The following is a 26,152-nucleotide window of genomic DNA, read 5'->3' as shown; positions in this document are numbered from 1 at the left end:
GCAGCATGTAACATCATTACCGTGGCATGTAACTCAGGTCAAAACACGCTAAGATCAAAAAAGAGAGCCGCAGCTCTCTTGTTACTTTGTTCGGCGTTTACTGAGGCTTTTTGGCCAGTGCCGCATCAATGTCAGCAGCGCTGTGGCGCTCTTCAATGCCTTCCCACTCTTCACCAAATGGTCGGTTAACAATACGGCCGCGCTGAACAGCAGGACGTTGCGCCATCATTTTCGCCCAACGCTGCACGTGCTGATAGCTTTGTACATCAAGGAATTCAGCCGCATCGTAAGCGTTGTTCAGTACCAGGTTACCGTACCAAGGCCAGATAGCAATGTCGGCAATGCTGTACTCTTCACCAGCAATAAAGGTGTGGTTTGCCAGTTGCTTGTCCAGCACATCCAGTTGACGCTTGGCTTCCATCGCGAAACGGTTAATCGGATACTCGAATTTTTCCGGCGCATAGGCGTAGAAGTGGCCAAAACCACCGCCCAGGTATGGCGCAGATCCTTGCAGCCAGAACAACCAGTTCATCACCTGCGTGCGCGCAGCCACATCGGTTGGCAACAGATGGCCAAACTTTTCTGCAAGATAGAACAGAATGTTACCCGATTCGAAAACGTTAATCGCAGCATCGCCGGAACGATCCACCAGCGCCGGAATCTTTGAATTCGGGTTAACCGCCACAAATCCGGAGCCAAACTGGTCACCTTCGCCGATGCGAATCAGAAATGCATCATATTCGGCTTCTTTGACACCCAGTGCCAGCAGCTCTTCGAGCATGATGGTCACTTTCTGTCCGTTCGGAGTTCCCATTGAGTACAGCTGGATCGGGTGCTCCCCTAGCGGTAATTCTTTTTCATGACGTGCGCCGGAGTCAGGTCGGTTAATACTCGCCCACTGACCGCCGTTTTCGCTGTCCATTGTCCAAACTTTTGGTGGTACATATACGTTAGACATTATGTTTCCTTATTGATGTTGGAGTTCGGCATACACAGATATAGGGGTGGCAGGCTCAGATAAAAACCCCTGCGACTCATTTAGTTAGATCGAATGGTTATGACTTGGTGACACAAAGCATAACCAGAGTCTGTGGCAAACTCGCCACCGATATCACATTTCACAACTCTTCCCCGAAATGTCAAATATTTCTCCCAGATGCAAAGCACGCCGGCGATGCGATCCCTTAAGGTATGAAGTGAGTACAGAAGAGCACGGAGACCACTCCGCTGACTCGTTCATTCATATGGAATAATAATTAATAAGGAAACACCATGTCTCAATTCAAAACGTTGCCTACATTAGTCACCATCGCGGTTGCCATGACCGTGTCTGGCACAGCAGTGGCCGCTCCGGCGAAAGACCACACCCAGATTCAGCACAACGGTGTCAAATATCGCAAGAAAGCGGAATCTATGGTGAAAAAACTCAGCCTGAGTGAGAAGCTAGACATCTTGTCTGGACCTGGCATGGATTTGACCACTTACCAAGGTCAGGACGCGATTAACCTGGATGAAAGTAAAGATGTCAGTGGCGTCGCCGGTTACATCAACGGCGTGAAAAACCGTAAACTGGACATCCCGGCGATTAAACTGGCTGATGGGCCTGCCGGCCTGCGCATTAATCCGACCCGCGATAATGATCACAGCACCTATTATGCGACTGCATGGCCAATTGGCTCACTACTCGCTTCAACCTGGGATACCCGCCTGGTTGAGCAGGTTGGTCGGGCTGAAGGTAACGAGGTCAAAGAGTACGGTGTCGATTTTCTGCTCGCTCCGGGAATGAATATCCAGCGTAACCCGCTGCTGGGACGTAACTTTGAATACTATTCTGAAGATCCGATTGTTTCCGGCCAGATTGCCGCCGCCATGGTCAACGGGCTGCAATCGAATCACATCGGTGCCACAATCAAGCATTTTGTCGCCAACAACGCAGAAACCAACCGCTTTTTCAACGACACCATCGCAGACCCGCGTACCCTGCGTGAGATCTACCTGCGCGGCTTCCAGATTGCGGTAGAAGATGCCCAGCCCTGGGCGATCATGAGCTCTTACAATCTGGTCAACGGTACTTATGTCAACCAGCGTCAGGACATCATGACGGATATCCTGCGCGGCGAATGGGGCTTTAAAGGCCTGGCGATGTCTGACTGGTTTGCCGGTAACGTATCCGGTTTGACCAGCGACTTTAGCGGTGATGTCGGCCGGGATGTCGAATCGGCGGCAAAACAGGTCAGTGCCGGCAACGATTTGATCGAACCGGGCGGCGTAAAAGCCGATCTGGCAGCCTCTTACGCGGCCGGCACACTGAGCATGGAAGCGATCGACAACAGTGTGGTCGCAATCCTGACCCAAGTACAGAAAACCCCGTCCTACCTGAACTACTCCTACTCGAATCAACCTGATTTGGATGCGCACGCCGAGCTCGCTCGTCAGGCTGCAGCGGAAGGTATGATACTGCTGAAAAACAGTAACGCTTCCCTGCCGCTCTCTTCTGGTGCCAAAGTCGCGTCATTCGGCACCACACAGATCAACACTCTCAAAGGCGGGACCGGTAGTGGTGATGTCAACGCCGCCTACATAGCGCACATTGCCCCGGCTCTGGAAGAGAAGTTTGAGGTCAATAGTGAACTGACGGATTACTACACGACCTATTTTGCCGAAAATAAGCAGACCAACGATGCCCTGCTCGGCGGTTATGAATATTGTGAAGAACCACCGGTCAGCGAACAGTTACAAATCCTGGTCGACGCCGCCGCGCAAAACGATGATGCAGCGGTTATCACCATCGGACGCCAGGCGGGTGAAGGCGGCGATCGCACCAATACGCGCGGTGATTACCTGCTGACCGACGAAGAGCTGCAGATCATCAACGCTGTCTCAGCGGCTTTCCACGCAGAAGGCAAACCGGTGACCGTGGTACTCAATGTCAACGGGGTGGTCGATAGCACTGAATGGTCAGATAAAGTCGACTCCATTTTGCTGGCCTACATGGGCGGTCAGGAAACCGGCAACGCGATCGCGGATATTCTGGCCGGTGATGTCAATCCAAGCGGTAAGCTCGCGCAAACCATGCCGAAATCCTACAGTGATGTCCCATCGGCACAGACCTTCCCGGGGACAGATATCGATAATGACGGATTGGTTGATGAGTCACATTACAACGAAGGGATTTATGTCGGCTACCGCTACTACACGTCGTTCGATGTCGATACCGCCTATCCGTTCGGCTATGGTATGTCTTACACTAACTTTGAATACCGTAACCCGACAGTGGTTGCCAACACCCTTGGCCGTAAAGGTAAAAAAGGCGGCTTGATTCAGCTCTCTGCTACCATTCATAATTCCGGCGATGTCGCGGGTAAAGAAGCGGCTCAGGTCTACGTGAGTGCTCCGCAGGGCAAACTAGATAAGCCGGCTATTGAACTGAAAGCATTCGCGAAGACTTCGCTATTGCAACCTGGTCAGAATGAGAAACTGGCGTTTACTATTTCTGCCCGCGATTTGGCCAGCTTTGACGCCAGTCGCAACAAGTGGATTATTGAACCAGGCGCTTATCAGGTCTACATCGCTCCGTCTTCAGATATCAATGGCAAGCTGAACGGCGCAGCAACCGCACCGGTTACGTTTACCGTCAGCAAGGAAATTGTCGTGAGCGAGACCACGCCAGGAGCGCTGGCTCTGCCACAAGGTGTGCCCACAGCAGGACTCATCACGGTCGCTAAGTAATCGCCTCTATAAACAGCGACCACCTGTGCAAAAAATCACTGGTACAAAGAGTCAGTTAAAAATAAGCACGGCGTCATTAACGGTTGCTCATTTTCTAAAAAGCCCGCATGCGGGCTTTTTAGTCTTATTAATGTGAGGAAAATTAAAAGTTTTCGTATCAAATAGACAACGCTCAGTAACAAGAATATTGCCTGACCTTATTTTTTGAATAGACATCACCAATTCATATTCCTTTACAAATAAAACCATGAAGACTGATATAATCATGCCTAATGATGTTGACTCATTTATATGGACATAAAAGGGTGAATGATGAATAGCAGTGTATCGAGCTCATTAACTTTTGGTATATTAAACCAACTATCCCAGCTTGGCATTGATAATGATGTTATTATTGAAAAGTGTGATATTAATCGTTATGAACTCAACAAAAAGCATGGCCGGATCAGCAGCCAGGCTCATTACGCACTGTTAGATGAATGTCGTCCTTATCAGAAAACCTTCTTTGCGCAGTCCGGCCTCGAGAACGCCTACTCCCTGTTTCCTGAACTGTTCAGTTTATGCTGCAATGAAGCGTCATTAGCCGATGCCATAAGGTCTTACGTAAGATACCGTGCTTTGATCGGCAATTGCGATCTGTGTGAGGTTGAGGTCACACCCAACGGCCTGAAAGTAGATTATACCGATCAAGGGCCAAATCAAATGGTCTCCAGTGCTGTGGCTAATTTTGCTTTTCTGCATGACATCAGCAGCCAGTACCTGGTCGATTTTCAGGCAGAAATAGGTTTTATTCATAATAACAACATCCCGGAAAAAATGATTAATCGCCGTTTTGCTACAAAATGCTTATTCGGCACCAGTCACAACTATTTTATTATCCGCTCCCCTCTGGTTAATCAAGCCAATGCATTATTTAATCAGCGTTTATATCAGTTACAGCGGCGCACTTTGGATAATATTCATCAAACGATTCAATCATCTTCATTCTCGGCCAGCATTGAAAATATTATCGCTACTTTGATGACCCAACATAACCTGACATGTGGTCACAGCACGTTAAACAAAGTCTGTGAATACCTGCGTATCAGTCGTTGGACATTAAATAATAAACTGAGTAATGAGAATCAATGTTTCACCGATCTTTATAACAAGGTTCGTCTCAATAAAGCGGTTGTTTTGCTGACTGAAACCAACAAAAGTATGAGTGAGATCAGCGAATTGACCCGTTTTTCCTCTCAGTCGGTGTTTTCTCGTTTTTTCCGGACTCAAACTAACATGTCGCCGATTCAGTTCAGAAAACACACTCAACTGCCCTAGAGCGAGGCTGCACTCTGATTTTTAGGGGGGACAGCACCTTTTCACCACGATTCATAAGCTGAAAAAACAACAGAAAGCTTTCTCATTTCGCCGTCTTTTGTTATGTTATTACATAACCAAGGGATAATGAGACGGCCCAACTATGCTGAGAAGCTTGAATAAAAGAAAATGTATACTGGATATCAAAGACTTATCAATTACGATTGATGGGTCCGAGCTGGTCAGTGACATCAATCTACAACTTTTTGAAGGCGAACGTGTTTGCCTGCTTGGCGCATCAGGTTCGGGGAAGTCACTGACGGCTAAGGCTATCAGCGGAACTCTAGCCCCGTACTGCAAGGTTGAAGGGAATATCCATTTTAATGGTGAATCAGTGACGACCCTGCCTGTTCTTGGCCGTCCGTCCACTGCACGTGTGGCAACCGTATTCCAGGATACGTTTAGCGCACTGAACCCGCTGATGAGCGTCGGTAAACAACTGGCGCTCAGTACCAATATTCATTCACAGCAAGCTTTACTGCCCTTACTCAAGCAGATGCAGCTCATCCCTGCCGATGACAGTGAGCAATCAACTGTTGAGGGGAAAGCCCTGCTCAATCGCTTACCCTCAGAGCTTTCCGGTGGCCAGCGTCAGCGTCTGTGCATTGCCTTCGCTCTGTTGAGTGGTTCCAACCTGCTGGTTGCTGATGAACCGACTACCGCGCTGGATGTCATCAATCAAAAACAAGTCATCGAGCTGCTGCAACAGTGTTGTGGTCAAGATGCCTGCCAGCATCCGGAGCAACTGCACAGCCGCCGTTTATCGCTGTTGTTCATTACCCACGATATCAACGTAGCGGCCCAGTTATGTGAACGGGGGATCGTGATGCACAACGGACGTATTGTCGAAGCCGGAACCATGCATCAGTTGTTAACCCAACCTGAGCACGAATACACCCGAAGCCTTGTACGTGCGGCCAATCAAGTCATTGACTGGAATGATCAATTTGCATCAGAGGTCAAAAGCGCATGAGCGTCTCCGTTATTGCCTCCGCCCCTTTTCTGCGTCTGAACGAGCTGAGCTATACCGTCCGCCAGTCGGAAGTGGTGCGTCACATCATTCGCGACCTCAATTTAACACTTGGCCAATACGAACGCATTGCACTGGTCGGTGAATCCGGCAGCGGTAAATCAACCCTGCTGAAACTCATTCTGGGACTGGCTTTACCGCAATGTGGTGATGTCCAGTGCGAAAGTGAATCATTGCGCCACAGGTCCTGGAAAGCGATGAAAGCCTACCGTCGACTGGTGCAATACATTCCGCAGGATCCACACACTTCCCTGCCACCGCAGCAAAGCGTTGCCCGCTTGCTGGCTGAACCGGTCAAGAGACTGGGTCTGGGCAACGCCGATCAGGCAATGCTGGAGCAGGCAGTGCGCCAAGTAGAGTTACCCCCGGAAATCCTGCAGCGCAAAGCGGCTGAATTATCCGGTGGTCAGGCCCAGCGCATCGCGTTAGCCAGAGCCCTGATCGTTAAACCTAAATTCCTGCTGGCTGATGAACCAACCAGTGGCCTGGACTTGCCTTTACGTAAACAGATGAAAGCCCTGCTGCGCAGCGTGTGCGAGCAAAATGGCATGGGTTTGCTGGTTGTGACTCACGATATTTCGATGGCATCCGGTCTGTGTGAACGCATGATAGTGATGCACCAGGGGCAAATTGTCGAAGACCGGATGACAGCAGACCTGCTGGCGAGTCCGGAGACACAGCACACGCAAAGGCTGCTTGATGCCGTGCCGCAAATTAATTTAACTCATCTGGCTTCGCAGGTGCACGCATTCTGACTGTATTGAGTTCCGATACGATTTTATAAACACACTTTTTTGTAAAAACACGTTTTGCACACAACCGGCGTCAACACGATTGTCTGCCAATTAATAAGTAAGGATATTTTGCTTCATGAAACCGCTCAAATCCTGGCTCGGGCTGGCTATGTCCGTTTCTCTGCTCTCGGGCTGCTTTGATTCTGAACAACAGCAACCAATCAACAGCGAAAACTCGGCCCAATCCTCTCGCATTAAGTTAGCCATGCTGCTGCCGCCGCGTTCCGGCCTGACTCCACTCAGCGACGATGCATTTAAATTGTCTCGCTGGAGCACAGCGGAAACGCTGGTCATTCTTGATCAAGAGGGTAATCTTGCGCCTGCCCTCGCCACCCATTGGGAACAACTGAGTCCGACAACCTGGCGTTTCCAGCTGCGCTCTGACGTGACGTTTCATGATCACACACCACTAACGGCCAAAGCCGTGGTCAACGCGTTAAGCACCGCAACCAGTGCAATGCCGAAACCACGTATTCTGGATGGCGTAACACTGCAAATCCGTGCTGATGGCGAGCACGCTGTGATCATCACCAGCGAAATACCGGATCCTCTGCTGGCGCAACGTCTGACCAGCCCGCAACTTTCAATTCTCGCACTCAGTGCGTATGGCGAAAATGGCGTCATCAATCCGGTGCTGGCTGGAACCGGGCCATTTATATTGACCGGCGTCAACGGCACCAGTTCAGCAACATTAGACCGTAACCCTGATTACTGGGGCGAACCCGCACAGGCCGAAGGTATTGATGTCAGCTTTGTTCCCGATGGTCTTGCCCGATCTTCAGCGTTACGTACTCATTCCGCTGATATCGTCGAAGCCATTCCTGTTTCTCAGGCGCCGTTACTGGATCAGTCTTTGATTCACGAAGTGCCAATGCCCCGTACCAACACTTTATATCTCAATACTCGTCACGGGGTAATGCAGGATCCGGCGATGCGTGCCGCTGCGCGCGATGCCATCAACCGGGCTCAAATCGTGGATAATGTTTATGAAAAGCGGGCCGATATTGCCCAAGGTTTGCTGGGGCCAGCGTTGCCCTGGGCCGCGAAACTGCGTCAGCCAGTCGCCAACCCGACGCCAGCAGCCCTGCCGGAAGGCGCGCATATCACCCTGGCTACGTTTACTGATCGCACCGAACTGCCTGAGGTCGCCGTGTACCTGGCTCAGCAACTTACAGATGCAGGCTTTACGGTAGATCAGGTGGTGCGCGAATACTCGCAGATCGAGTCTGATGCACTGGCTGGTCAATTTGATGCCTTTATTCTCTCCCGTGCCACCGTACTCGACTCCGGCGACCCGGTTGCTTATATGTACAGTGATTTCAGCTGCGCCGGCTCATTTAATATCGCTCAGCTTTGCCAGACGGACATCGATAATGCACTGCAGCACGCGGCTTCATTACCGGCCGGACCAGAACGTCAGCAGGCTATCATGGAGGCTGAGCGTCTGATCCTCGCCAGTGATGCCGCCATCCCTATGCTGCACGAGCGCGTTATCCAGGGTGAATCAGAGCGAGTAAGAGCGGCAGTGCGTGACCCGCGTGAACGCACGCTGGTCAGCAATCAGACCTACCTGGTGTCTGACCAACAGACCATGCAATAAGGTAGCGCTCATTTATGACTGAAAGTGTTGTTCAGCGCCGCCCGGATAACGGGCTTCGCTTTCGACGGCCAGGCTTGAGCAATCTGATTGATTGGTGCTCTCGCCTGTCCCCTGCCGGTTCAAGGATGGTCACTATCGGTTCACGCATCGCCACTCTGTGTGGTGTGGTGGTACTGGTCGCCCTGTTGCCCTGGTTATCCGGTCAGGATCCGGCGCTGGCTTTGCTGCGCGCGCGCTCTGCAGAGCAGAATCCGAGTGAGGAAGCTTTGCAGGCTATCCGTCAATCACTCGGGCTGGATCAAGGGCCGCTTGCCTTAATGTGGCACTGGCTGCAAGGCATATTCCGTGGCGATCCCGGCGTGTCCTGGGTATCGGGGCGTCCGATTCTGGATGGAATGCTCAGTGCGGCCAGCGTCTCGCTGACACTGATGGCGCTGGCACTGCTCGCGGCGTTTGTCATCGCTATCTGTCTCACGCTCCCGACTATTTACCACGGGCTGCGTGGCAACGCCTATCGCAGCAGCGGCACTCTGGCCGTCGCCATGACCGCGTTACCGGAGTTTTTACTCGCATCAATCTTATTACTGATTGGCGCAGTATGGCTGCGTTGGTTGCCGCCCTTCGGCTGGCAAGGCTTTAGCTATACGATTCTTCCGGCTTTATCACTGGCCATTCCGGCTGGCGGATACCTTGGACGCTTGTTGTCAGATGCGCTCACTCAGGTATTTACCGAGCCTTGGGTAGCAACCTGGAGTGTGGCGGGCATCAGCCGCTTTCATATCACCCTGGCAGTGATGAAACGCGCTCTGACAACAGTACTACCGATGATCGGCCTGGTGATGGTTTCACTGACCGGCGGTGCCATCGCGGTTGAAAAAGTTTTTGCCATTCCGGGCTTGGGCCGGGCGACGCTGGGTGCTGCGATTGCCAAAGATGTCCCGACTTTACAACTCGGTATCTTATTGATTCTGCTGTTTGCTTTTGTTGTAGGCATCAGTGTCAACCTGCTTAAAGCATTACTGCTTGGCCGAGCCCTGCATCAGGGAGCGATGCCAATGCCTAAAGAGTCGGATGTCACCGTCAGTCAGAGTACGCGCTGGTTACCTCTGCTCTGCCTGGCATTTCTGGCCGCGGTAATATTGTTCGGTTTGGGACGGGACCCTTACAATATCGCTTTTATGCGACTTGAACCTCCGTCTTTGGCTCTGCCGTTTGGAGCCGATGCCATGGGGCGTGATCTGCTTGCTCGAGTCGCCCATGGCAGCCTTTATACCTGCCTGCTTGCCGTGACAGTGTCACTATTTTGTCTGGTAATCGGCTTTATCATTGGCCAGTGGCCGCGTTTAATGGCCGGGCCGATTGAGGTGGCGAATGCCCTTCCGCCGGTCATCAGCGGCCTTTTGATCGCCGCCGTTTACGGCCCGGGACTATTTGGCGCCACCTTGGCGGTGGTGCTGGTGAGCTGGGCGCCACTAGCGGCACACGCAGCTGCGCTGACCACCGAAGTAAAAGCCAGACCGTATATTCAGATGCTGCCGCTGATTGGAGTGGGCGTGGTAAGACGCAATCTGTGTTACGTGCTTCCTGCCGTGGTTAAACCACTGCTGCGACACGCCATGTTGCGTGTTCCCGGCCTGGCACTGGCGCTGGCTTCGCTCGGTTTCCTAGGGCTCGGTGCTATGCCGCCCAGCCCTGAATGGGGCCGAATTCTGGCGGAGGGTATGCCGTACATTGAACGCAGTTACTGGGTGGTGCTTGCGCCGTCGCTGGCACTCATCGTGTTGTCGGTGTTTGCTGTCAGCGCAACCAACGTCTTTAGTCACAAGCGGCGTTAATCGGCGGCGCTGTACCACCAATCTCTCAATCCGGCTTGTCAGCAGCCAAGCCGGACTTTTTTCACTGCAACGCGAACAACGATCCTTGAACAATTTAATGGTATTCGGAGACCAGCATCGCACTGGTTTCCTCTTCCAAAGCTTCGAATATATGCGGCTGATCAGCGGCATACACCATATAGTCGCCTTGCTTTAACTCATACTCTTCGCCGATTGGCCCAAGTCTGGCTTTACCTCGGGTGATCAACACATGCTCAACGACACCAATATTGTGCGCCGCTGAAATATGTGGTTGGCCCGGTCTCGCTTCCACCTGATAAATATCACGGCTGACGTTTGGCGGGCAGGCAGCCAACAATGTCGCCTGATAATTTTCACCTTGCGACACCACTGTCATCCCTTCCCCATAACGAACCACTTTCGTTACCTGCTTAGGCTCTTGCAGTAAGCGTGAAAACGGAATATCCAACACCACACAAATGGCCCACAGCGTTTCAATACTAGGATTGCCTGATCCGTTTTCCAATAGAGATAAGGTTGATTTGGCTATGTTTGCACGCCGGGCAACTTCGGCAATGCTCAAGCCAGTCTTCTGTCTTTCAGACTTTAACTTGGCAGCAATCTCGGCAATTGGCGGATGATTCGCACTCATAACTCATAATTATCCTGTTGTGTGTAAACTCTCACTTTGGAACCGTTCATTAAATTGGTCAAACGTTTTATTTGACAATCTATTCAACGCTGTCCAATATCACTTTATCGTTCTTTTTATCGAACATTTAATACGATAAATAATCCATTGCAGTATAGCGCTACTGTTATCGTCTGCCAGCAAGGAAATACATTCATCTATGGAATACATTTTATCTGTGGTGCTGTTCGCCATCTCGTCATCCGTCACTCCTGGGCCTAACAATATAATGGTAATGACATCCGGACTTAATTTCGGCGTACGCAAAAGCATTCCACTACTGAGTGGGATCTGTATCGGCTTCGCCCTGATGTTGCTGCTAGTTGGTCTGGGGTTTGCGCAGTTGTTCAACCTATTTCCCGGATTGAATTTGCTGATTAAAGTCGCCGGAACTTTGTATTTACTTTATCTGGCCTGCCTTATCGCCCGCAGCGGGACCGTTGGGCAGAGCGGTCGACATGCACAGCCGTTCGGTTTTATCAAGGGAGTACTGTTTCAGTGGATCAATGCGAAAGCGTGGGTGGTGGCAATAGGCGCAATATCTGCGTTTACCACAGTCGGAGACCAGTTCACGCAGCAAAATCTCACTATTGCCACCACGTTCCTGATTGTTTCTTTTCCCTGTGTCGGGGTATGGCTGATGTTTGGGTCAATACTGCGTCGTTATCTCGACAATGTGACCTACATGCGCTGGTTTAACCTTTGTATGGCCGCCCTGCTGATCATCTCCGTCTTACCGGTCATCAGCGAAATCATCGTAAGCTACGCAGGATAAAGCTCTCCTGCTGTTAATGTTGTTTGTTTTCTGCGGCCTGTTGCTGAAAATAAGCCAACAATTCTTCACATACGTAGCGCAGCAGTAAATCGCTGCCCTGCGGGGTGGTCAGATCAAAATGCAGCCGCGTCGTGTGTTCCTGGCCCGCAATATCTACCAGCAGATTCACTTGCTGCGCTGAATCAGAACTGAGCGGGAAGCAGAACAAGCTCAGCAGCCGTTCTCCCTGCTCGGCGGCCTGTTCAAAACTCAGGTCATGCTGATATTCAAATTCCACCCGATTCTGGTGGGTGGTGCAGGTACAGACCCCGGCAGTCAGATACGGCGTTATCATGCCAGTGAACTCTGCCAGACTTTCAGCCACCGTAGTCAGTCGATGATTGAGATGATGCAACATGGATACCTCCTCTGTTTTGGGAAAGTCTTATTACTTAGATAATCATATGGCTTGGCAATCAATTGGTCTAAAAGTCATGTTTCTTGAAAAGCCATATTTACTGAAAAACCCTATTTTTTGAAAAACGATATGTGTTGAAAAACGCTATTTGTTGAAACGCCTCTCTATATTAAAGCGTATAAATCCCGCCAGCGGATTTAAAGCCGGCAAAGAGTGACCGTTATTGTCTCACTCAGTAGCTGTCAGCTTCCGATCTCAGTCTCACGCGTACCTGTCTATCCCGTAAGAGCCGAGTGCCGTCATGCCTGCCCTACAATAAGTATACAATGCAGAATATTTGCACATTATTAGTGCAGCTATACAAGGGTAAACAATGTAAGTTATTGTTATTTATAAATTTAACCATCTGGCATCCATATTGCTCTTGTATACAAGACACCCACCAAGGACAGGTACGAGGATTCCGATGAAAAACAGTTTAAAATTTATGTTCAGCACCCTTGCTCTTTCATTCTCTGCTATGAGTATGAATGCTTACTCCGCAACGTTAATTAAAGTACACAGCGATATGACGGAAGACAGCGCGCAGCAGGAAGGCATTGAACGCTTTAAGCAATTGGTCGAAGCCCGCTCTGACGGTCAGTATGAAGTCAAAATCTACGCCAATAACGCGCTCGGTAACGATGTGGAAGTCGCTCAGCAAATGCAGTTTGGTGCCGTTCAGGCGGCTCCGATTCCAACGGCAAAATTGAGTGGCTTTGATAAAGATCTGCAGCTGATTGACATGCCATTCCTGTTCCCGAGCCGCAAAGTTGCCTACCAGTTTCTTGATGGTGAAATCGGTGATGAAGTGCTGTCTGGCCTGCGCTCGTCAGGTTTTGAGCCGGCGATGTTCTGGGAAAGTGGTTTTAAACAGATGACCTGTAATGACCCAATTACCAAGCCTGCGGATATGCAGGATCGCAAAGTTCGTGTAATGGAAAGTCCACTGCTGATTTCCCAGTACAAGGCCCTGGGTTCAAACCCGGTGCCGATCGCATTCAGTGAAACTTACACCGCCCTACAACAGGGTGTGGTGGAGTGTCAGGAGAACCCGCTGGTTTCGATTTCACAAATGAAATTCTATGAAGTGCAAAAGGATCTGATGTTAACTAATCACGGTTACCTCGGTACCGCATTCGTATTCAGCAAGATCTGGTTCGACAGCCAGTCGGCCAAAAATCAACAACTGCTTATTGCGGCCGCACGCGAAGCCGGTCACTACCAGCGTGAACGTTCAATTGCACGCGAGGAAGTCTACCTGAACGGCATTAAACAGGCAGGCAGCACCGAAGTTATCTCACTGACTCCTGAACAGCTGGGCGAATTCCGCAATGCGATGTCTCCTGTTTATCAGGAGTTTGGCGCTAAGCTGAGTCAAGGTTTGCTCGATCGTGCTCAGGCAAAACTAAGCCAACTGTCTGAAATGTAACGGACTGGCAACTACAGTCTCCGTCAACCATTTCACCTCCGATTATCACTATTCAACGAGGATCCCGGGGCTGCCCCCGGGAGAATGCTTATGTGGAATAAACTCAGCCGCCTGCTGGCCCTTTTTGAGAACACCATCGTCGGTGTTTTGATCATCTACGCATCGGGAATGCTGTTTAGCCAGATTATCGCCCGCTCCGTTTTCAATACCTCATTTAGTTGGGCTGAAGAGAGCGTACGTTACGCCATTATCTGGATGGTGTTTATGGCCAGTAGCATCGCCTTTCGCAATAACGCACACATCAGTATTGATGTCATCAAGCAAGTGCTCCCCAAAGCGCTGCAAAAGCCATTTCAGATCCTGATCTGCGTGCTCTGCCTGATCACTACCTTTTTGCTCGCCTGGTTTGGTTGGCAACTGGCGTCGCGCATGATGATGTTCGGCCAGTTATCGTCGGCGATGGAGCTGCCGATGTACTGGTTCTATCTGGCTATTCCGGTCAGTTCTGTCTGTATGTTTATCCGCATCAGTGAATCTTTGCTGGCGCTGTTTAAACAGCCGAAACAACAAAGCGAAAACGTCTACGTGGGAGCGTGATCATGGGCTACAGTTTCTTTGCATTAACTTCAGGGCTGCTGGTTTTAGGCCTGCCTATCTTCGTGGCCCTGCTCCTGGCCGTCTTTATCGGGCTGCACCTGGGCGGCAGTACTCCGCTGATGCTCATCATCCAACGGATGTTTTCCGGCCTGGACAGTTTTCCGCTCATGGCGATCCCGCTCTTTATTCTGGCCGGCAACCTGATGAGCACCAGCGGCCTGTCGGCGCGTATTCTCAAAGTCGCGCTGTTGCTGGTTGGCCCGTTTCGCGGTGGCCTGGCGATGACAACCGTCACCGGCTCGATGTTCTTTGGTGCCATTTCCGGCTCCAGCCCGGCGACCGTGGTTTCAGTCGGACGCCTCATCCTGCCGTCAATGTTAAAAGAAGGCTATGACCGCCAGTTCAGTGTCGGTTTGCTGATGGCGACCGGTGCATTGGGCATCATTATACCGCCGAGCATTTTTATGATTGTGTACGGCGCCATGGCCGGGGTTTCGATTGGTGCACTCTTTATGGCCGGTATCGGTGCCGGCGCCGTGTACGGCTCGGTTTTTCTTGCCTACTGTTACTATCGCGCCCGCCGCGCCGGTATGCAATCACAGCCGTTTCCGAACATGTCTGAGCTGCTGGCGGCAATCAGAGAAGCAATCTGGGGACTGGCGATCCCGGTCATTATTCTGGGCGGTATTTACAGCGGCTTGTTTACCCCGACTGAGGCCGCTGCGGTCGCGGTTATCTACTCCGCCGCGGTCGGTCTGTTCGTTTATCGGGATCTGACACTGAAAGACATCTGGAAAGTGTGTGTCGACAGCTCAGTCGTCACCACCCAAGTGATGATCATCGTCTCTGCCGCTGCGGCATTCTCCTGGTATCTGACCACTTCCAGCCTGACCGATTCTCTGTCGGCAGCTCTGGGCCAACTCAGCGATAATCCACTGATGTTACTGCTTATCATCAACTGCATCGTGTTGATTGCCGGGATGTTCCTGGACCCGAACTCGATTGTGATCATTCTGGTACCACTGGTTGTCTCGGTGGCTCAGGCGGCAGGAATCGATTTGATTCACCTTGGTGTGATTCTGTGTGTGAACTGTGCGATTGGTATGTTCACACCACCGTTTGGTATGAATCTGTTCGTCGCCAGCAGTCTGGATAACGTCAGCTATGGCGAAGCCGTGCGCGGGTCACTGCCCTTGGTGTGGCTGGCTCTGATTGTGCTGGTGCTGATTAACGTCTTCCCCGCGATCAGTCTGTGGCTGCCAAGTGTGGTTATGCCGGGTATTGCTGGTTAACCCTCTGACTATCAAGGAGATCAGCCAATGTCTGAACACCCTAATTCACTGTCGGCATCACTGGTCTCTGACCCGTCGGTGCCTCTGGCGGACAGTATCCGGATTGCGCTCTCCGACGATATTCTGGCGGGAGTGATTGCCGCAGGTACTCGCCTTGATGAGGCTCAGCTTGCGCAGCGTTTCCAGGTCTCGCGGACTCCGGTCCGTGAGGCGCTGAAACAGCTTACCGCCAGTGGCCTGGTTGAACATCGTCATCGGCGCGGAGTGTTTGTCAGTGCCGTACCTGTATCCCGCCTGGCAGAAATGTTTGAATACGTTGCCGAGATGGAAACACTGTGTGTACGACTTGCTGCGGTCAAGATGACTCAGCAAGAACGCGAAGAGCTGCTCGCCATCCACCTTGACAGCCATAAGCATGTCACCTCGGGTAATATTGATGCCTATGACAAAGCCAATATCAAACTGCATGAGGCCCTGTTCCATGGCTGTCATAACCGTTATGTGGAAGAAGCCGTGCTCAGCGCCAGAGCTAAGGTTGCCCCTTATCGCAGGGCGCAGTTCAAACTGGCCGATCGCGCGCGCTCGTCTTTTGTTGAGCACGGTGAAATCGTCAAATCGGTCATCAAAGGTATGACCCATGAAGCCTCGGACATGATGCTAGCCCATATCCACCAGTCTTTCCTCGCGTCTTCGCGTTATGTCAGTCAGTAAGGACGCTGACCAAAAATTGTCATGCGCCCATTTTACTATGACACTCATAGACTATGCTTACACAAAACAACATAAGGAGTGCATATGGGTATCATCGCGTGGATCATTCTGGGTTTAATTGCAGGTGCTTTGGCAAAATGGCTGATGCCGGGACGAGATGGCGGCGGTTGGATAGCCACAATGTTGTTAGGTATCGGTGGTGCCTTTGTCGGCGGACTTATCGGCGGCGTGCTGGGTTTTGGTGGCGCCAATGGTTTTAATCTGGGCAGTATATTGACGGCGACCCTCGGTGCGATTGTCTTGTTGCTGGTTTACAACCGGTTCTTCAAAGGACGGTAGCCTCTAACAGGCGACAGCTTAACGATACGCCGAGATTATGGGTGAATCGAAGCATCATACTGATTAAAAAGGCTGCCTCATGCAGCCTTTCCATCACTTAGTTGTGGTTAAAACACTTAGTTGTTATTAAAACACTCAGCTGTTATTAAAACCAGGCGTTGAGTAGAGTCTTAGCTACGCAATGCCTGGTTCACTGTGAACTGACGACAACCTTTATTGTTGTAGTTTCGCTTTTGCTTCTTCAACTTTAGCGAAGTCCAGTCCAAGTTCTTCTACCGCTTCTTTAATCAAAGCCGGGTTTTGCATCACCTGGCCCATCAGCAGTTGCAGTTTTTCCTGCGGTAGACCAAGTTGGCTGATGGTGGCCATCGCCATCAGAGGATTTTGGGTCAGAGCCTGAAACACTTCGCGAATTTGCTGATCACTGATGTTGTTCTCTTTCAACAGCGCAATAATTGGGTTCATGAGATTACCTTTAGCTACTCAATAAAACAGAGCCGCAGTTTACCATCAGCGCGCTGAGGCGTGTACCGGCAATGATGCATAAAACCAGTATAAAGCGCAGATAACAAACAACCACCCATAGGGTGGCTGTTTGGCGGGCTGGTATTGTGGTTACCAACCGATGATTGTCGCCGGGTTTCAGACGTTCATGATTCGGGAATGGAGCCAATCTTTCAGCTCTGCCCGGTTGAGCTTCATCGAATTCATGTTGTGATCATCAATCGGTGCACCTCGCAGTTCTAACTTTCTAATTTCTCTGTCTAGTGCATCGTAATTTGACGCATTTTCTGCAAACGTATCATCGCTCGCGCTTAACTGGGAAATGGTGTCCATATGTTCTGGATACTCATGCGCTAAAGAGTGATTTTCGCCTAGCATAGAAACCTCGTTAAGTTGGTTGGTCACACAAATAAGGTGCGCACTTTTTGAGCCGCACAATAGTAAATGTAGCAGCCTGTAACCATGACTCAAGTCAGCATTTTTCAGGTTTCGTCATTCTGAGATCCATTTCCCAGACCGGGAAAAATAAAAAACCGCTATGGATAACCACAGCGGTTGAGTTGTCAGCCCTAACTCCTTAAAAAGCGGGCTCAATTGTGCCTTTAAAGGCTTGCTGCATATATTCACGGATGCCTTCAGACTGATAAATCTGGACGAACTTTTTATAATCTTCGTTGTCTTTGTCCTGCTCGCGCGCCGCAATTACCATCACCGCCAGAGGTGCCTGCTTGGATTCCAGATAAATCCCCTGCTTTTTCGGATCCAGCCCGGCTGACATGACATAGTTCATCGTAATTGCCGCAGCATCGACATCATCCAGAGTGCGTGGCAACTGAGCGGCATCCACTTCAACAAACTGAAAGTCCTTCGGATTCTCAACCACATCGTTCAGAGTCGCCTTAAATCCAGCCCCTTCACGTAAGGTAATCAGGTTGCTATCAGCAAACAGCAACAAACCACGTCCGCCATTGGTCGGATCATTTGGAATCGCAATGCGGGCGCCTTGTGGTAACTCATCCAGCGAGTGGTACTTATTAGAATATACTCCCATTCGCATCAGGATTGACTGACCAATTGAGACCAGGTGGGAATCGTGGCTGCTGTTGTAGTTATCGAGAAAAGGCTGATGCTGGTAACTGTTGAGATCAATGCTGCCATCTTCCAGCGCCGCATTCGGCGTAATGTAGTCAGAAAATTCGACCACTTTAACGTTTAAGCCCTGCTTCGCCGCTTCTTTGGCGACCGCTTCAGCGACCTGAGCATGAGGACCAACGGTTGCACCCACTTTTATTTCAGTATGTTCTTTCTGACCACAGGCCGCCAAACCTGCTACCAATGCCGCAGCCAGTGCCCATTGACCGACTCGCTTAAGTCCTTTCATTACTCTCTCCGTATGCTGTAGGTTACAGACGTTTAGCCATCTAAACCTCTATACTACGCGGGCCATTTTTTTATGCAAGCGCAATCTTTCTTTCTCAACGCTTCAATCATTGCTCCCTCTTTTGCCCAATTTTGGTGCTGGTTCACATCTTATGACGCAACAAATTCTCGTTGCAGTGAGGAGAATATTTCTCTAGATTGAAATTATGTTCAAGGATGAATATGAATCACAAGGAGCGCCATGAAAAAGTTATTAATCGTTAATGTGGGATTGCCACCTAAACCACAATTAGATACGTTCGGTAAATTTGAGCAATGGGCTAAAAACGTCATTGAGGCACATCGCCATCCGATACCGGCCAATCAGGCGGCCATAATTGAGTTTCACGACGGTATTAATCAACCACTGCCACACTCCGACCATCTGGCAGGCGTGATCATCATGGGCTCTTTGGCGATGGCGTCTGACAAAGAAGACTGGATGCTGCGCCTGTCACGGGAAATCGTGGATCTGGTTGAACGTAGTATTCCGCTGCTCGGGATCTGTTTTGGTCACCAACTGATTGCTCAGGCGTTAGGCGGCAAAGTCGGTTACCATCCAAACGGACTGGAAATCGGTACGATAGCCATCAACAAACAGCCGGATGCAGCGCAGGATCCTATCTTTAGCGATCTGCCAGCACAGTTCGACGCGCAGGCGGTCCATTATCAATCGGTACTGTCCTTACCTGAAAATGCCGTCCATCTGGCAAGCAGCGACTTTGAACCTCATCATGCCTATCGGGTCGGTGAATGTTGCTGGGGCGTGCAATTCCACCCGGAGTTTACCCCGCAAGTAATGAAGCTGTCGTTAGCCGGCTTGCAGCATGAATTACCTGATGATTATGAACGCAAGCAAGCGGCAGTGAAAGAGACCCATCATGCCAGACAGGTGCTGGTGAACTTTGCTGGCCTGGTCGAACAGCAAAATCAGTCACTGGGCGCGGCCTAATACTGCAAAAGATAAGCTGCGACAAAAAGGCAAGCCGTGATAAAAAAAGCGTCAGTGGATTCACTGACGCTTTTTGATACCTCAACGGTATTGCACAATAAAAATCACATGCGCAGGCCACCGTCCACTTCCAGCACCCGGCCAGTAAAGTAGTCATTCTGCAGTATATATTTCACCGCCTGGGCAATTTCGACCGGCTCTCCCATCCGCCCTAAAGGCACCATTTCTTTAAGACGTTCTACCGCCTCTGGTTTCATCTGGTCTGCCATCGCAGTATGAACGATACCTGGAGCGATCGCGGCAGCCCGAATACCATAGCGAGCCAGCTCTTTCGCCCAGCAGGTCGCCATTGTTGCGACAGCAGCTTTAGAAGCTGAATAATTCGTCTGGCCCATGTTGCCGGCCCGCGAGACACTGGAGATATTGATGATCACCCCTTTACTGCTGGTTTCGATCATTTTCACTGCCGCTTCGCGTCCACACAGAAAGGTTCCGGTAACGTTCACGTTCATCACACTATCAAACTGCTCGAGTGACATTTTACTGACCACGCCATCTTTCACTTTGACCAGCAGACCATCCCGCAATATGCCGGCGTTATTAATCAAACCGTCTAGCTGGCCAAAATCAACCACAATGTCGTGAAATGCGTCGACTACCTGCGCTTCATTGGTGACATCCGCTACATAATAAATCGCTTTAGCACTGAGCATATGACACTGCCTCTGAGTGTCTATCAAAGCCGCTTCATTAGTATCGATTAAGGCGAGATCAGCCCCCGCCTGAGCAAGCGTGACCGCCATCATCTGCCCCAGCCCCTGGCCTGCACCCGTAATTGCTATCACACTCTCTTTGAGATTCATTTGCAGCCTCCTGTTGATCTCTGCCTGTCAGCCCCGGGAACGATAGAACTCAAACAGACTGGAAAAATCCCGTTCCTGGTTGCCATTCGCATTGTGATAGGCATAAAGATTACGTGCCAGCGAACCCATCGGAATCGATGACTGGCTTTTCAGAGCGGCATCAATACCCAGACCAAGATCCTTTTGCATCAACTGACTCATAAAGCCCGGTTTGTAATCATGGCTGGCTGGCACATTTTCCATTACACCGGGACACGGATTATATAATTCCAGGGCCCAGTTTCTGCCTGAACTTTGCAGCATAATGTTAGACAACACTTCAGGATCAAGTCCGTTGTCGATGCCTAAATTGAGAGCTTCACACGTTCCGGACATCAAAATACCCAACATCAGGTTATTGCATATTTTCGCCATCTGGCCGTCACCGGCTTTACCAGCATGGAAAATGTTTTTCCCCATGTGTTGCAGAACCTGCCGGGCTTGTTTAAATGCCGTATCTGTCCCGCCGACAATAAAGGTCAGCGTTCCGGCCTGAGCCCCTGCCACGCCACCCGATACCGGCGCATCCACAAAATCCAGCTGTTTATTGGTTGCCTGCTCGGCAACAATCCGTGCCGACTCAGGGTCTATGGTGGAAGAATCAATCAGAAACGTGCCGGGCTTAACCAGATTCAACAGACCCACCGCCCCGGAATGATCGCCCAGATACACCGCCCGGACATGCACGCCGGCAGGCAGCATCGTAATCACCGTATCAGCGCCCTGAACCACTTCCTCAACAGAATCAGCCACCTTAGCACCCAGCGGTTGCAGCCGTTTCACAGCTTCGCGATTGAGATCAAACACCTGCAGGGCGAGGCCTGATTTGATCAAATTTTCTGCCATGGGAGAACCCATGTTACCCAGTCCGATAAACGCTATCGTCTTCATGCCACGCCTCCTTGAGGTGGAATTGACTGATGCACCTGTTCTAAACTTGCCAGTGGATGAATTTCGTCCGGCCATAACGAGGTGAAGAGCTGGTCTATCACCGCATCGTCCACGCTGGCGACACTTTTGAATGTCCAGTGGGGTTCTCCATCTTTATCGATAAGACGTGCCCGGACGCCTTCCTGAAACTCGCCCAACAAACCACTGCGCACCGATAAACTCAGCTCAAGCCTAAAGCAATCGGCCAGACTCAGTTGCTGGCATTGGGTAATCTGGCGGTAACAGATATGGGCCGAGATCGGACTACCAGCCGCAAGGTTACGCCGGGCGGTATCAATCCATTTGTCCTGCCCTTCGATTGCGAGTATCTGTTCGCACACCTGAGTCAGAGTATCGGCTTTAGTTGCCGATTGGATTTTAGCCAGATAAGGCAGTAGCTGGCTACTGACCCCGTCATCACCATCCTTTGCCACCAGTTCATCGAGTACCCGGCTGACCTGTGCCAGGTGATTTCCCTGCCAGTCCAGAGCCTGCAGCACCGACAGCAAAGGCGAACGGTCCTGGTAATGCAGTAAGTAATCGGCCATGCGAATATCAATAGCATCAAAGGCATTGACCGACGCGCCGGTCAGGCCCAGAAACAGGCCAATGCCCGGTGCTAAACGGTTCAGGAACCAGGTGCCACCCACATCAGGATACAGGCCGATACTGATTTCCGGCATGGCCAGACGGCTGCGCGGGGTGACGACCTTGTGACTGCATCCCATGAACAGTCCCATTCCGCCACCCATAACAATCCCATCTCCCCACGCGATGATCGGTTTGGTATAGGTGTGGATCAAATAGTCACACTGGTACTCAAGTGAAAAGTATTCGGTGCAGAACGCCTGAATCTCTTCATCACTTTTATCACGCATGACATTGTGCATAGTGCGGACATCGCCACCAGCACAAAACGCTTTTTCTCCACCACCTTCAAGTAAAATACACACCAGATTATCATCGTGTTGCCACCGTAAAAGCTGGTCAAACAGCAAGGCCAGCATGTTATAACTCAGAGCATTGAGCGAAGCCGGATTGTCTAATGTCGCGACGCCAATTTTATGGACATTATCCCGGCACCTCAGCTCCTGAAAGCTGACACGGTCAGTCATATCTCCTCCTCACATTGATGTTTATCTTCTGACCTAACGGTTTTTCCAGTGCGGTTTGCGTTTTTGCAGAAACGCCTGCACGCCTTCGGTCTGATCTTCAGTATCGAACAGGTTGAGGAAGTATTCGCGTTCTTTGATCAAACCTTGCTGGTGAGTCGCATAACGAGTCTGCTGAATGAGTCGCTTGCAGGCAGCCACGGAAGACGGTGACTGATTTTCCACGTTCTGCGCCATCTCAAGCGCGCAAGTCAGCGCCTGTCCTTTTTCTACCACCTCTTCCACCAAACCTATCTGCCGCCCCTGCTCTGCTGCGATCTGCTCACCACATAAAATCATCCGCTTCGCCCAGCCTTCACCGACCAGAGCGGTAAGATTCTGCGTTCCGCCAGCACAGGGCAGTAAACCGACTTTGGCTTCAGGTAACGCTAAAACAGCTTGCCGCTCTGCAACCCGAATATCGCATGCCAGCGCGACCTCCAGACCACCGCCCATCGCATAGCCGTTAATGGCAGCGATCGACACCCCACGAAACGTACTCAGGGTTTCAAACGCTTCGCCAAACACGCGCGCCATGGTGTGAGCTGTGGCCTTATTGCCATCGGCAAACAGCTTGAGATCAGCTCCGGCCGAGAAAAACTTGTCGCCCTCCCCGGTCAGTACCAGGGCATAAATATCTTTGTCATTATTGAGTGACTCCACCAGCCCTTTCAGTTGCACCAGACTCTGTTCTGTCCAAGTATTGGCAGGCGGGTTGTTCATGGTAACCACCGCTACATGCTGACGTACTTCAACCTCAATGGGCGTTACCGAATTAATGTTTTCAGCCATAATCGCTCCGTAAATTGCTCTTTCCCGCTACCAAATCGCACACCCTTCACTGAGTAACCGCCGCGCGATGATAAGACGCATAATCTCATTGGTCCCTTCCAGGATCTGATGTACACGCACGTCACGAAAATGGCGTTCGAGCGGATATTCACGGATGTAACCATAGCCGCCATATAGTTGCAGCGCCGCATCACACACCTGAAAACCAACGTCGGTAGCAAATCGTTTCGCCATTGCGCAGTAAGTGGTCGCTTCCCTGTCCCCGAGATCCAGTTTACTGGCGGCATAGCGCACCAGTTGGCGCGCCGCTACTAACTCGGTTGCCATATCAGCCAGCTTAAACTGCAGCCCCTGAAACTGAGCCAGTGACTGACCAAACTGTTTGCGCTCCTGCATATACTGTGTGGCCTGATTGAGTGCCTGTTGTGCGGTGCCGACGGAGCAGGTCGCGATGTTAATCCGCCCGCCATCCAGCCCTTTCATGGCGAAGGTAAATCCTTCCCCTTCCTGTCCGAGTAAACCGCTTTCCGGCACCCGGACGTTTTCCAGGGTCACCGCGCGGGTCGGCTGGCTGTTCCAGCCCATTTTGGGTTCTTTGCGTCCGTAACTGATTCCCGGCGTGTCAGCCTGTAGCACAAACGCAGAAATGCCTTTTGCTCCTGCTTCTCCGGTACGCGCCATCACTACCAGTACATCGGTTTCACCAGCACCGGAGATAAAGGTTTTGCTGCCGTTGAGGATATAATGGTCACCTTGCTTGCGCGCTGTGGTGGTGAGTGACGCTGCATCTGAGCCGGCATTTGGCTCAGTCAGACAGTACGAGCCCAGCCATTTGCCATACACCAGTTGCGGACAGAAATAGGCTTTCGCTTCCTGAGTCCCGAAGCTGGCGACCATCCAGGTCACCATGTTATGAATAGTCATAAACGCGGTGGTCGAGGTGCAGCCCATCGCAAGTTGTTCAAACACAATCGACGAGTCAAGGCGACTCAGTCCAAGGCCACAATCTTCTTCAGGCGTATAAAGCGCGAGAAAACCCAACTCTCCGGCATCACGTAACACCTGTTTGGGGAAAAACTGTTCTGCATCCCACTGCGCAGCAAATGGTGCCAGACGTTCACTGGCAAACTGGCGCGCGGTATCGGCAAACGCCCGTTGATCTTCATTCAGTTCAAAGTCCATACTGAGCTCCGTATCTGTCTGTCCGTTTTTGTAGCCTTGCTTTTTCTCTGTTGAGCTCTTGCTCTGTCTTTTGCCTGTTTATGCCTCTGCCTGACAGTCAAGGTTGCCTGCGCTGCAGAGGATTGAGTCACTTATCTGAGATGAATGGTCAGGTTAGGCCCGCCGGGAATATCATCCTCAAACCAGCGCGCGGTGACCGTTTTGGTTTCGGTAAAAAAGCGCACGGCCTGCTTGCCGTAGGCGTGCAAATCCCCGTAGAAACTCCCGCGCCAGCCGGTAAAGGAGAAGAACGGCAGCGGCACCGGGATCGGCACGTTAATCCCGACCTGCCCGACCTGAACTTGATGCTGGAATTTACGCGCAGCACCACCGCTGGCGGTAAAAATCGACGTGCCGTTGCCATAAGGATTGCGATTAATGACAGTAATGGCTTCTTCCAGGCTGTCCGCCTGCATACACACCAGCACCGGACCAAAGATCTCCTCACGATACAGGCTCATCTTGGTCGTCACACCACTAAACAGGGTCGGCCCGACCCAGTTACCCTGCGGCAGCCCATCAACCGTACATTGGCTGCCATCCAGTTCGCACACCGCCCCCTGATGTTTCCCCTGTTCAATCAGGCTCAGCACTCTCTGCTTCGCCTGCGGGCTGATAAGCGGCCCGTAAGCGGCGTGCTCATCATCCCAGCGTCCGGGCCGCATGGCGGCCATCGCCTGTTTAAGATCCGGCAGCCAGTGGCGCGCTTCCCCGACCAGAATGGCAACCGATATCGCCATGCAGCGCTGACCCGCCGCCCCCCACCGAGGCACCCACCAGGTTATTGATGACTTGTTCTTTATTGGCATCCGGCATCACGACCAGATGATTTTTAGCCCCGGCAAACGCCTGCACCCGTTTGAAATGGGCAGTGCCTTGCTGATAGATATATTGCGCCACCTTGACCGAACCAACAAAAGAGATGGTTCGAATATCCGGATGAGCGAGCAGAAAGTCGACCTGCGCTTTGCGGCCATGCACTATCTGCAGTACGCCTTGCGGCGCTCCGGCCTGCTCAAACAGTTGTGCCAGGCGCACGGAGGTCAGCGGCACCTGCTCTGAAGGTTTGAGGACAAAGGTATTACCCGCTGCAATCGCCAGCGGAAACATCCACAACGGGATCATCGCCGGGAAGTTGAATGGGGTAATACCACAACAGACGCCGAGCGGCTGAATAAGCGAATAAGTGTCGATATCAGACGCGACATTCTCAACCGTTTCCCCCATCATGTTGCTGGCGATATTGGCGGCCTGTTCCACCACTTCAATCCCGCGCCATACGTCGCCCTTGGCATCCGCTGTGGTTTTTCCGGTTTCCTGTGACAGCAGTTGCGCCAGTTCATCATGATGCTCTTTGAGTAAATGCTGATAGCGCAGCATCAGCCTGGCCCGCTCCGGTACCGGGACTTTTTTCCACAACTCAAACGCGGCCAGCGCACTACGCACTGCAGCGTTCACCTCTTCTTCCGTGGCACAAGGCAGGTGTGCTAAAACCTCATTTGTGGCCGGATTCGTGACGTCCACCCACTCCTGGCTCACCGACTGGCGAAACTCACCATCAATAAATAACGGGACAGAATGACTCATAATCGGATCCTTTCAAGTCAGCTCGCACCGGGATCAGCCCGGTCAAACTGACAGCAGAAACGGGACGCTGCATGCTA

The 26,152-nt window shown here is 51.3% G+C and carries 24 protein-coding genes and 1 pseudogene; 13 read left to right on the top strand and 12 right to left on the bottom strand.

Annotated features, from left to right (window positions below):
* Nucleotides 1-97: 97 nt before the first annotated feature.
* The gene (gene yghU, locus KNV97_RS00680) at nt 98-958 is read right to left on the bottom strand and encodes a glutathione-dependent disulfide-bond oxidoreductase (RefSeq protein WP_136486785.1); all 861 of its coding nucleotides are present in this window, start codon (nt 956-958) and stop codon (nt 98-100) included.
* 314 nt (nt 959-1,272) lie between these two features.
* Here yghU and KNV97_RS00675 point away from each other — a divergent pair, with 314 nt between their 5' ends.
* The 6 genes from KNV97_RS00675 to KNV97_RS00650 all read left to right on the top strand — a co-directional run bounded on the left by KNV97_RS00675 (nt 1,273) and on the right by KNV97_RS00650 (nt 10,344).
* Nucleotides 1,273-3,729 carry a glycoside hydrolase family 3 C-terminal domain-containing protein gene (locus tag KNV97_RS00675; protein ID WP_218561852.1) on the top strand — a complete coding sequence of 819 codons (2,457 nt, stop codon included), beginning with the start codon at nt 1,273-1,275 and terminating at the stop codon, nt 3,727-3,729.
* Nucleotides 3,730-4,038: 309 nt separating this feature from the next.
* Complete coding sequence (locus KNV97_RS00670; protein ID WP_256611672.1) at nt 4,039-5,046, top strand: helix-turn-helix transcriptional regulator; 1,008 nt, start codon at nt 4,039-4,041, stop codon at nt 5,044-5,046.
* Between the two features lie 154 nt (nt 5,047-5,200).
* Nucleotides 5,201-6,058 (top strand): ATP-binding cassette domain-containing protein, encoded by an 858-nt coding sequence (locus KNV97_RS00665; RefSeq protein ID WP_218561851.1) that lies wholly within the window; start codon nt 5,201-5,203, stop codon nt 6,056-6,058.
* On the top strand, nt 6,055-6,870 hold the full coding sequence (locus tag KNV97_RS00660) for an ATP-binding cassette domain-containing protein (protein WP_218561850.1): 816 nt from the start codon (nt 6,055-6,057) through the stop codon (nt 6,868-6,870). The genes KNV97_RS00665 and KNV97_RS00660 overlap by 4 nt, the downstream gene beginning before the upstream one ends.
* Nucleotides 6,871-6,985: 115 nt before the next feature.
* The gene (locus KNV97_RS00655) at nt 6,986-8,509 is read left to right on the top strand and encodes an ABC transporter substrate-binding protein (RefSeq protein WP_218561849.1); all 1,524 of its coding nucleotides are present in this window, start codon (nt 6,986-6,988) and stop codon (nt 8,507-8,509) included.
* Nucleotides 8,510-8,523: 14 nt separating this feature from the next.
* Nucleotides 8,524-10,344, top strand: a complete 1,821-nt coding sequence (locus tag KNV97_RS00650; RefSeq protein ID WP_256611669.1) for an ABC transporter permease subunit — start codon at nt 8,524-8,526, stop codon at nt 10,342-10,344.
* 94 nt (nt 10,345-10,438) lie between these two features.
* On the opposite strand, the gene KNV97_RS00645 is transcribed toward KNV97_RS00650, so the two are convergent.
* The gene (locus KNV97_RS00645) at nt 10,439-10,996 is read right to left on the bottom strand and encodes a helix-turn-helix domain-containing protein (protein WP_218561848.1); all 558 of its coding nucleotides are present in this window, start codon (nt 10,994-10,996) and stop codon (nt 10,439-10,441) included.
* Between the two features lie 199 nt (nt 10,997-11,195).
* Between KNV97_RS00645 and KNV97_RS00640 the strand changes: the two genes are divergently transcribed.
* The gene (locus KNV97_RS00640; RefSeq protein WP_218561847.1) at nt 11,196-11,810 is read left to right on the top strand and encodes a LysE family translocator; all 615 of its coding nucleotides are present in this window, start codon (nt 11,196-11,198) and stop codon (nt 11,808-11,810) included.
* Between the two features lie 13 nt (nt 11,811-11,823).
* On the opposite strand, the gene KNV97_RS00635 is transcribed toward KNV97_RS00640, so the two are convergent.
* Nucleotides 11,824-12,207 (bottom strand): hypothetical protein, encoded by a 384-nt coding sequence (locus KNV97_RS00635; protein ID WP_136486801.1) that lies wholly within the window; start codon nt 12,205-12,207, stop codon nt 11,824-11,826.
* A gap of 466 nt (nt 12,208-12,673) precedes the next feature.
* Here KNV97_RS00635 and KNV97_RS00630 point away from each other — a divergent pair, with 466 nt between their 5' ends.
* From KNV97_RS00630 to KNV97_RS00610, 5 genes are all read left to right on the top strand, one after another.
* Entirely contained in the window at nt 12,674-13,678 is a 1,005-nt protein-coding gene (locus KNV97_RS00630; protein WP_218561846.1) for a TRAP transporter substrate-binding protein, read from the top strand.
* A 90-nt stretch (nt 13,679-13,768) separates the two neighbouring features.
* The gene (locus tag KNV97_RS00625; RefSeq protein WP_168797039.1) at nt 13,769-14,275 is read left to right on the top strand and encodes a TRAP transporter small permease; all 507 of its coding nucleotides are present in this window, start codon (nt 13,769-13,771) and stop codon (nt 14,273-14,275) included.
* Nucleotides 14,276-14,277: 2 nt separating this feature from the next.
* A complete protein-coding gene (locus KNV97_RS00620) occupies nt 14,278-15,567 on the top strand; it encodes a TRAP transporter large permease (RefSeq protein ID WP_218561845.1) in 1,290 nt (429 codons plus the stop codon).
* A 27-nt stretch (nt 15,568-15,594) separates the two neighbouring features.
* On the top strand, nt 15,595-16,278 hold the full coding sequence (locus KNV97_RS00615) for a GntR family transcriptional regulator (protein WP_218561844.1): 684 nt from the start codon (nt 15,595-15,597) through the stop codon (nt 16,276-16,278).
* 84 nt (nt 16,279-16,362) lie between these two features.
* Nucleotides 16,363-16,617: a GlsB/YeaQ/YmgE family stress response membrane protein gene (locus KNV97_RS00610; protein WP_136486811.1), complete on the top strand. Its 255-nt coding sequence runs from the start codon at nt 16,363-16,365 to the stop codon at nt 16,615-16,617.
* 213 nt (nt 16,618-16,830) lie between these two features.
* On the opposite strand, the gene KNV97_RS00605 is transcribed toward KNV97_RS00610, so the two are convergent.
* The 3 genes from KNV97_RS00605 to KNV97_RS00595 form a co-directional block, all read right to left on the bottom strand.
* A complete protein-coding gene (locus KNV97_RS00605; protein WP_136486813.1) occupies nt 16,831-17,082 on the bottom strand; it encodes a DUF2999 family protein in 252 nt (83 codons plus the stop codon).
* 177 nt (nt 17,083-17,259) lie between these two features.
* A complete protein-coding gene (locus KNV97_RS00600; RefSeq protein WP_136486815.1) occupies nt 17,260-17,499 on the bottom strand; it encodes a YdcH family protein in 240 nt (79 codons plus the stop codon).
* A 199-nt stretch (nt 17,500-17,698) separates the two neighbouring features.
* Nucleotides 17,699-18,502, bottom strand: coding sequence for a MetQ/NlpA family ABC transporter substrate-binding protein (locus KNV97_RS00595; protein ID WP_218561843.1), 804 nt, complete (start codon nt 18,500-18,502; stop codon nt 17,699-17,701).
* A gap of 240 nt (nt 18,503-18,742) precedes the next feature.
* Here KNV97_RS00595 and KNV97_RS00590 point away from each other — a divergent pair, with 240 nt between their 5' ends.
* A complete protein-coding gene (locus KNV97_RS00590) occupies nt 18,743-19,492 on the top strand; it encodes a glutamine amidotransferase (RefSeq protein ID WP_218561842.1) in 750 nt (249 codons plus the stop codon).
* Between the two features lie 104 nt (nt 19,493-19,596).
* Here KNV97_RS00590 and KNV97_RS00585 read toward each other — a convergent pair whose 3' ends face one another.
* From KNV97_RS00585 to KNV97_RS00560, 6 genes and pseudogenes are all read right to left on the bottom strand, one after another.
* Nucleotides 19,597-20,355 (bottom strand): SDR family oxidoreductase, encoded by a 759-nt coding sequence (locus KNV97_RS00585; RefSeq protein WP_218561841.1) that lies wholly within the window; start codon nt 20,353-20,355, stop codon nt 19,597-19,599.
* 27 nt (nt 20,356-20,382) lie between these two features.
* The gene (gene mmsB / locus KNV97_RS00580) at nt 20,383-21,285 is read right to left on the bottom strand and encodes a 3-hydroxyisobutyrate dehydrogenase (RefSeq protein WP_218561840.1); all 903 of its coding nucleotides are present in this window, start codon (nt 21,283-21,285) and stop codon (nt 20,383-20,385) included.
* A complete protein-coding gene (locus KNV97_RS00575) occupies nt 21,282-22,439 on the bottom strand; it encodes an enoyl-CoA hydratase/isomerase family protein (protein WP_136486825.1) in 1,158 nt (385 codons plus the stop codon). The genes mmsB and KNV97_RS00575 overlap by 4 nt, the downstream gene beginning before the upstream one ends.
* 33 nt (nt 22,440-22,472) lie before the next feature.
* On the bottom strand, nt 22,473-23,267 hold the full coding sequence (locus tag KNV97_RS00570) for an enoyl-CoA hydratase (protein ID WP_218561839.1): 795 nt from the start codon (nt 23,265-23,267) through the stop codon (nt 22,473-22,475).
* 27 nt (nt 23,268-23,294) lie between these two features.
* Nucleotides 23,295-24,449: an acyl-CoA dehydrogenase family protein gene (locus KNV97_RS00565; RefSeq protein ID WP_136486829.1), complete on the bottom strand. Its 1,155-nt coding sequence runs from the start codon at nt 24,447-24,449 to the stop codon at nt 23,295-23,297.
* 131 nt (nt 24,450-24,580) lie between these two features.
* Nucleotides 24,581-26,075 (bottom strand): annotated as a pseudogene (locus KNV97_RS00560) (CoA-acylating methylmalonate-semialdehyde dehydrogenase).
* Nucleotides 26,076-26,152 lie beyond the last annotated feature (77 nt).

Source organism: Vibrio ostreae, assembly GCF_019226825.1.
Lineage (GTDB): Bacteria > Pseudomonadota > Gammaproteobacteria > Enterobacterales > Vibrionaceae > Vibrio > Vibrio ostreae.
This window is presented reverse-complemented; position numbering and strand designations above follow the sequence as displayed.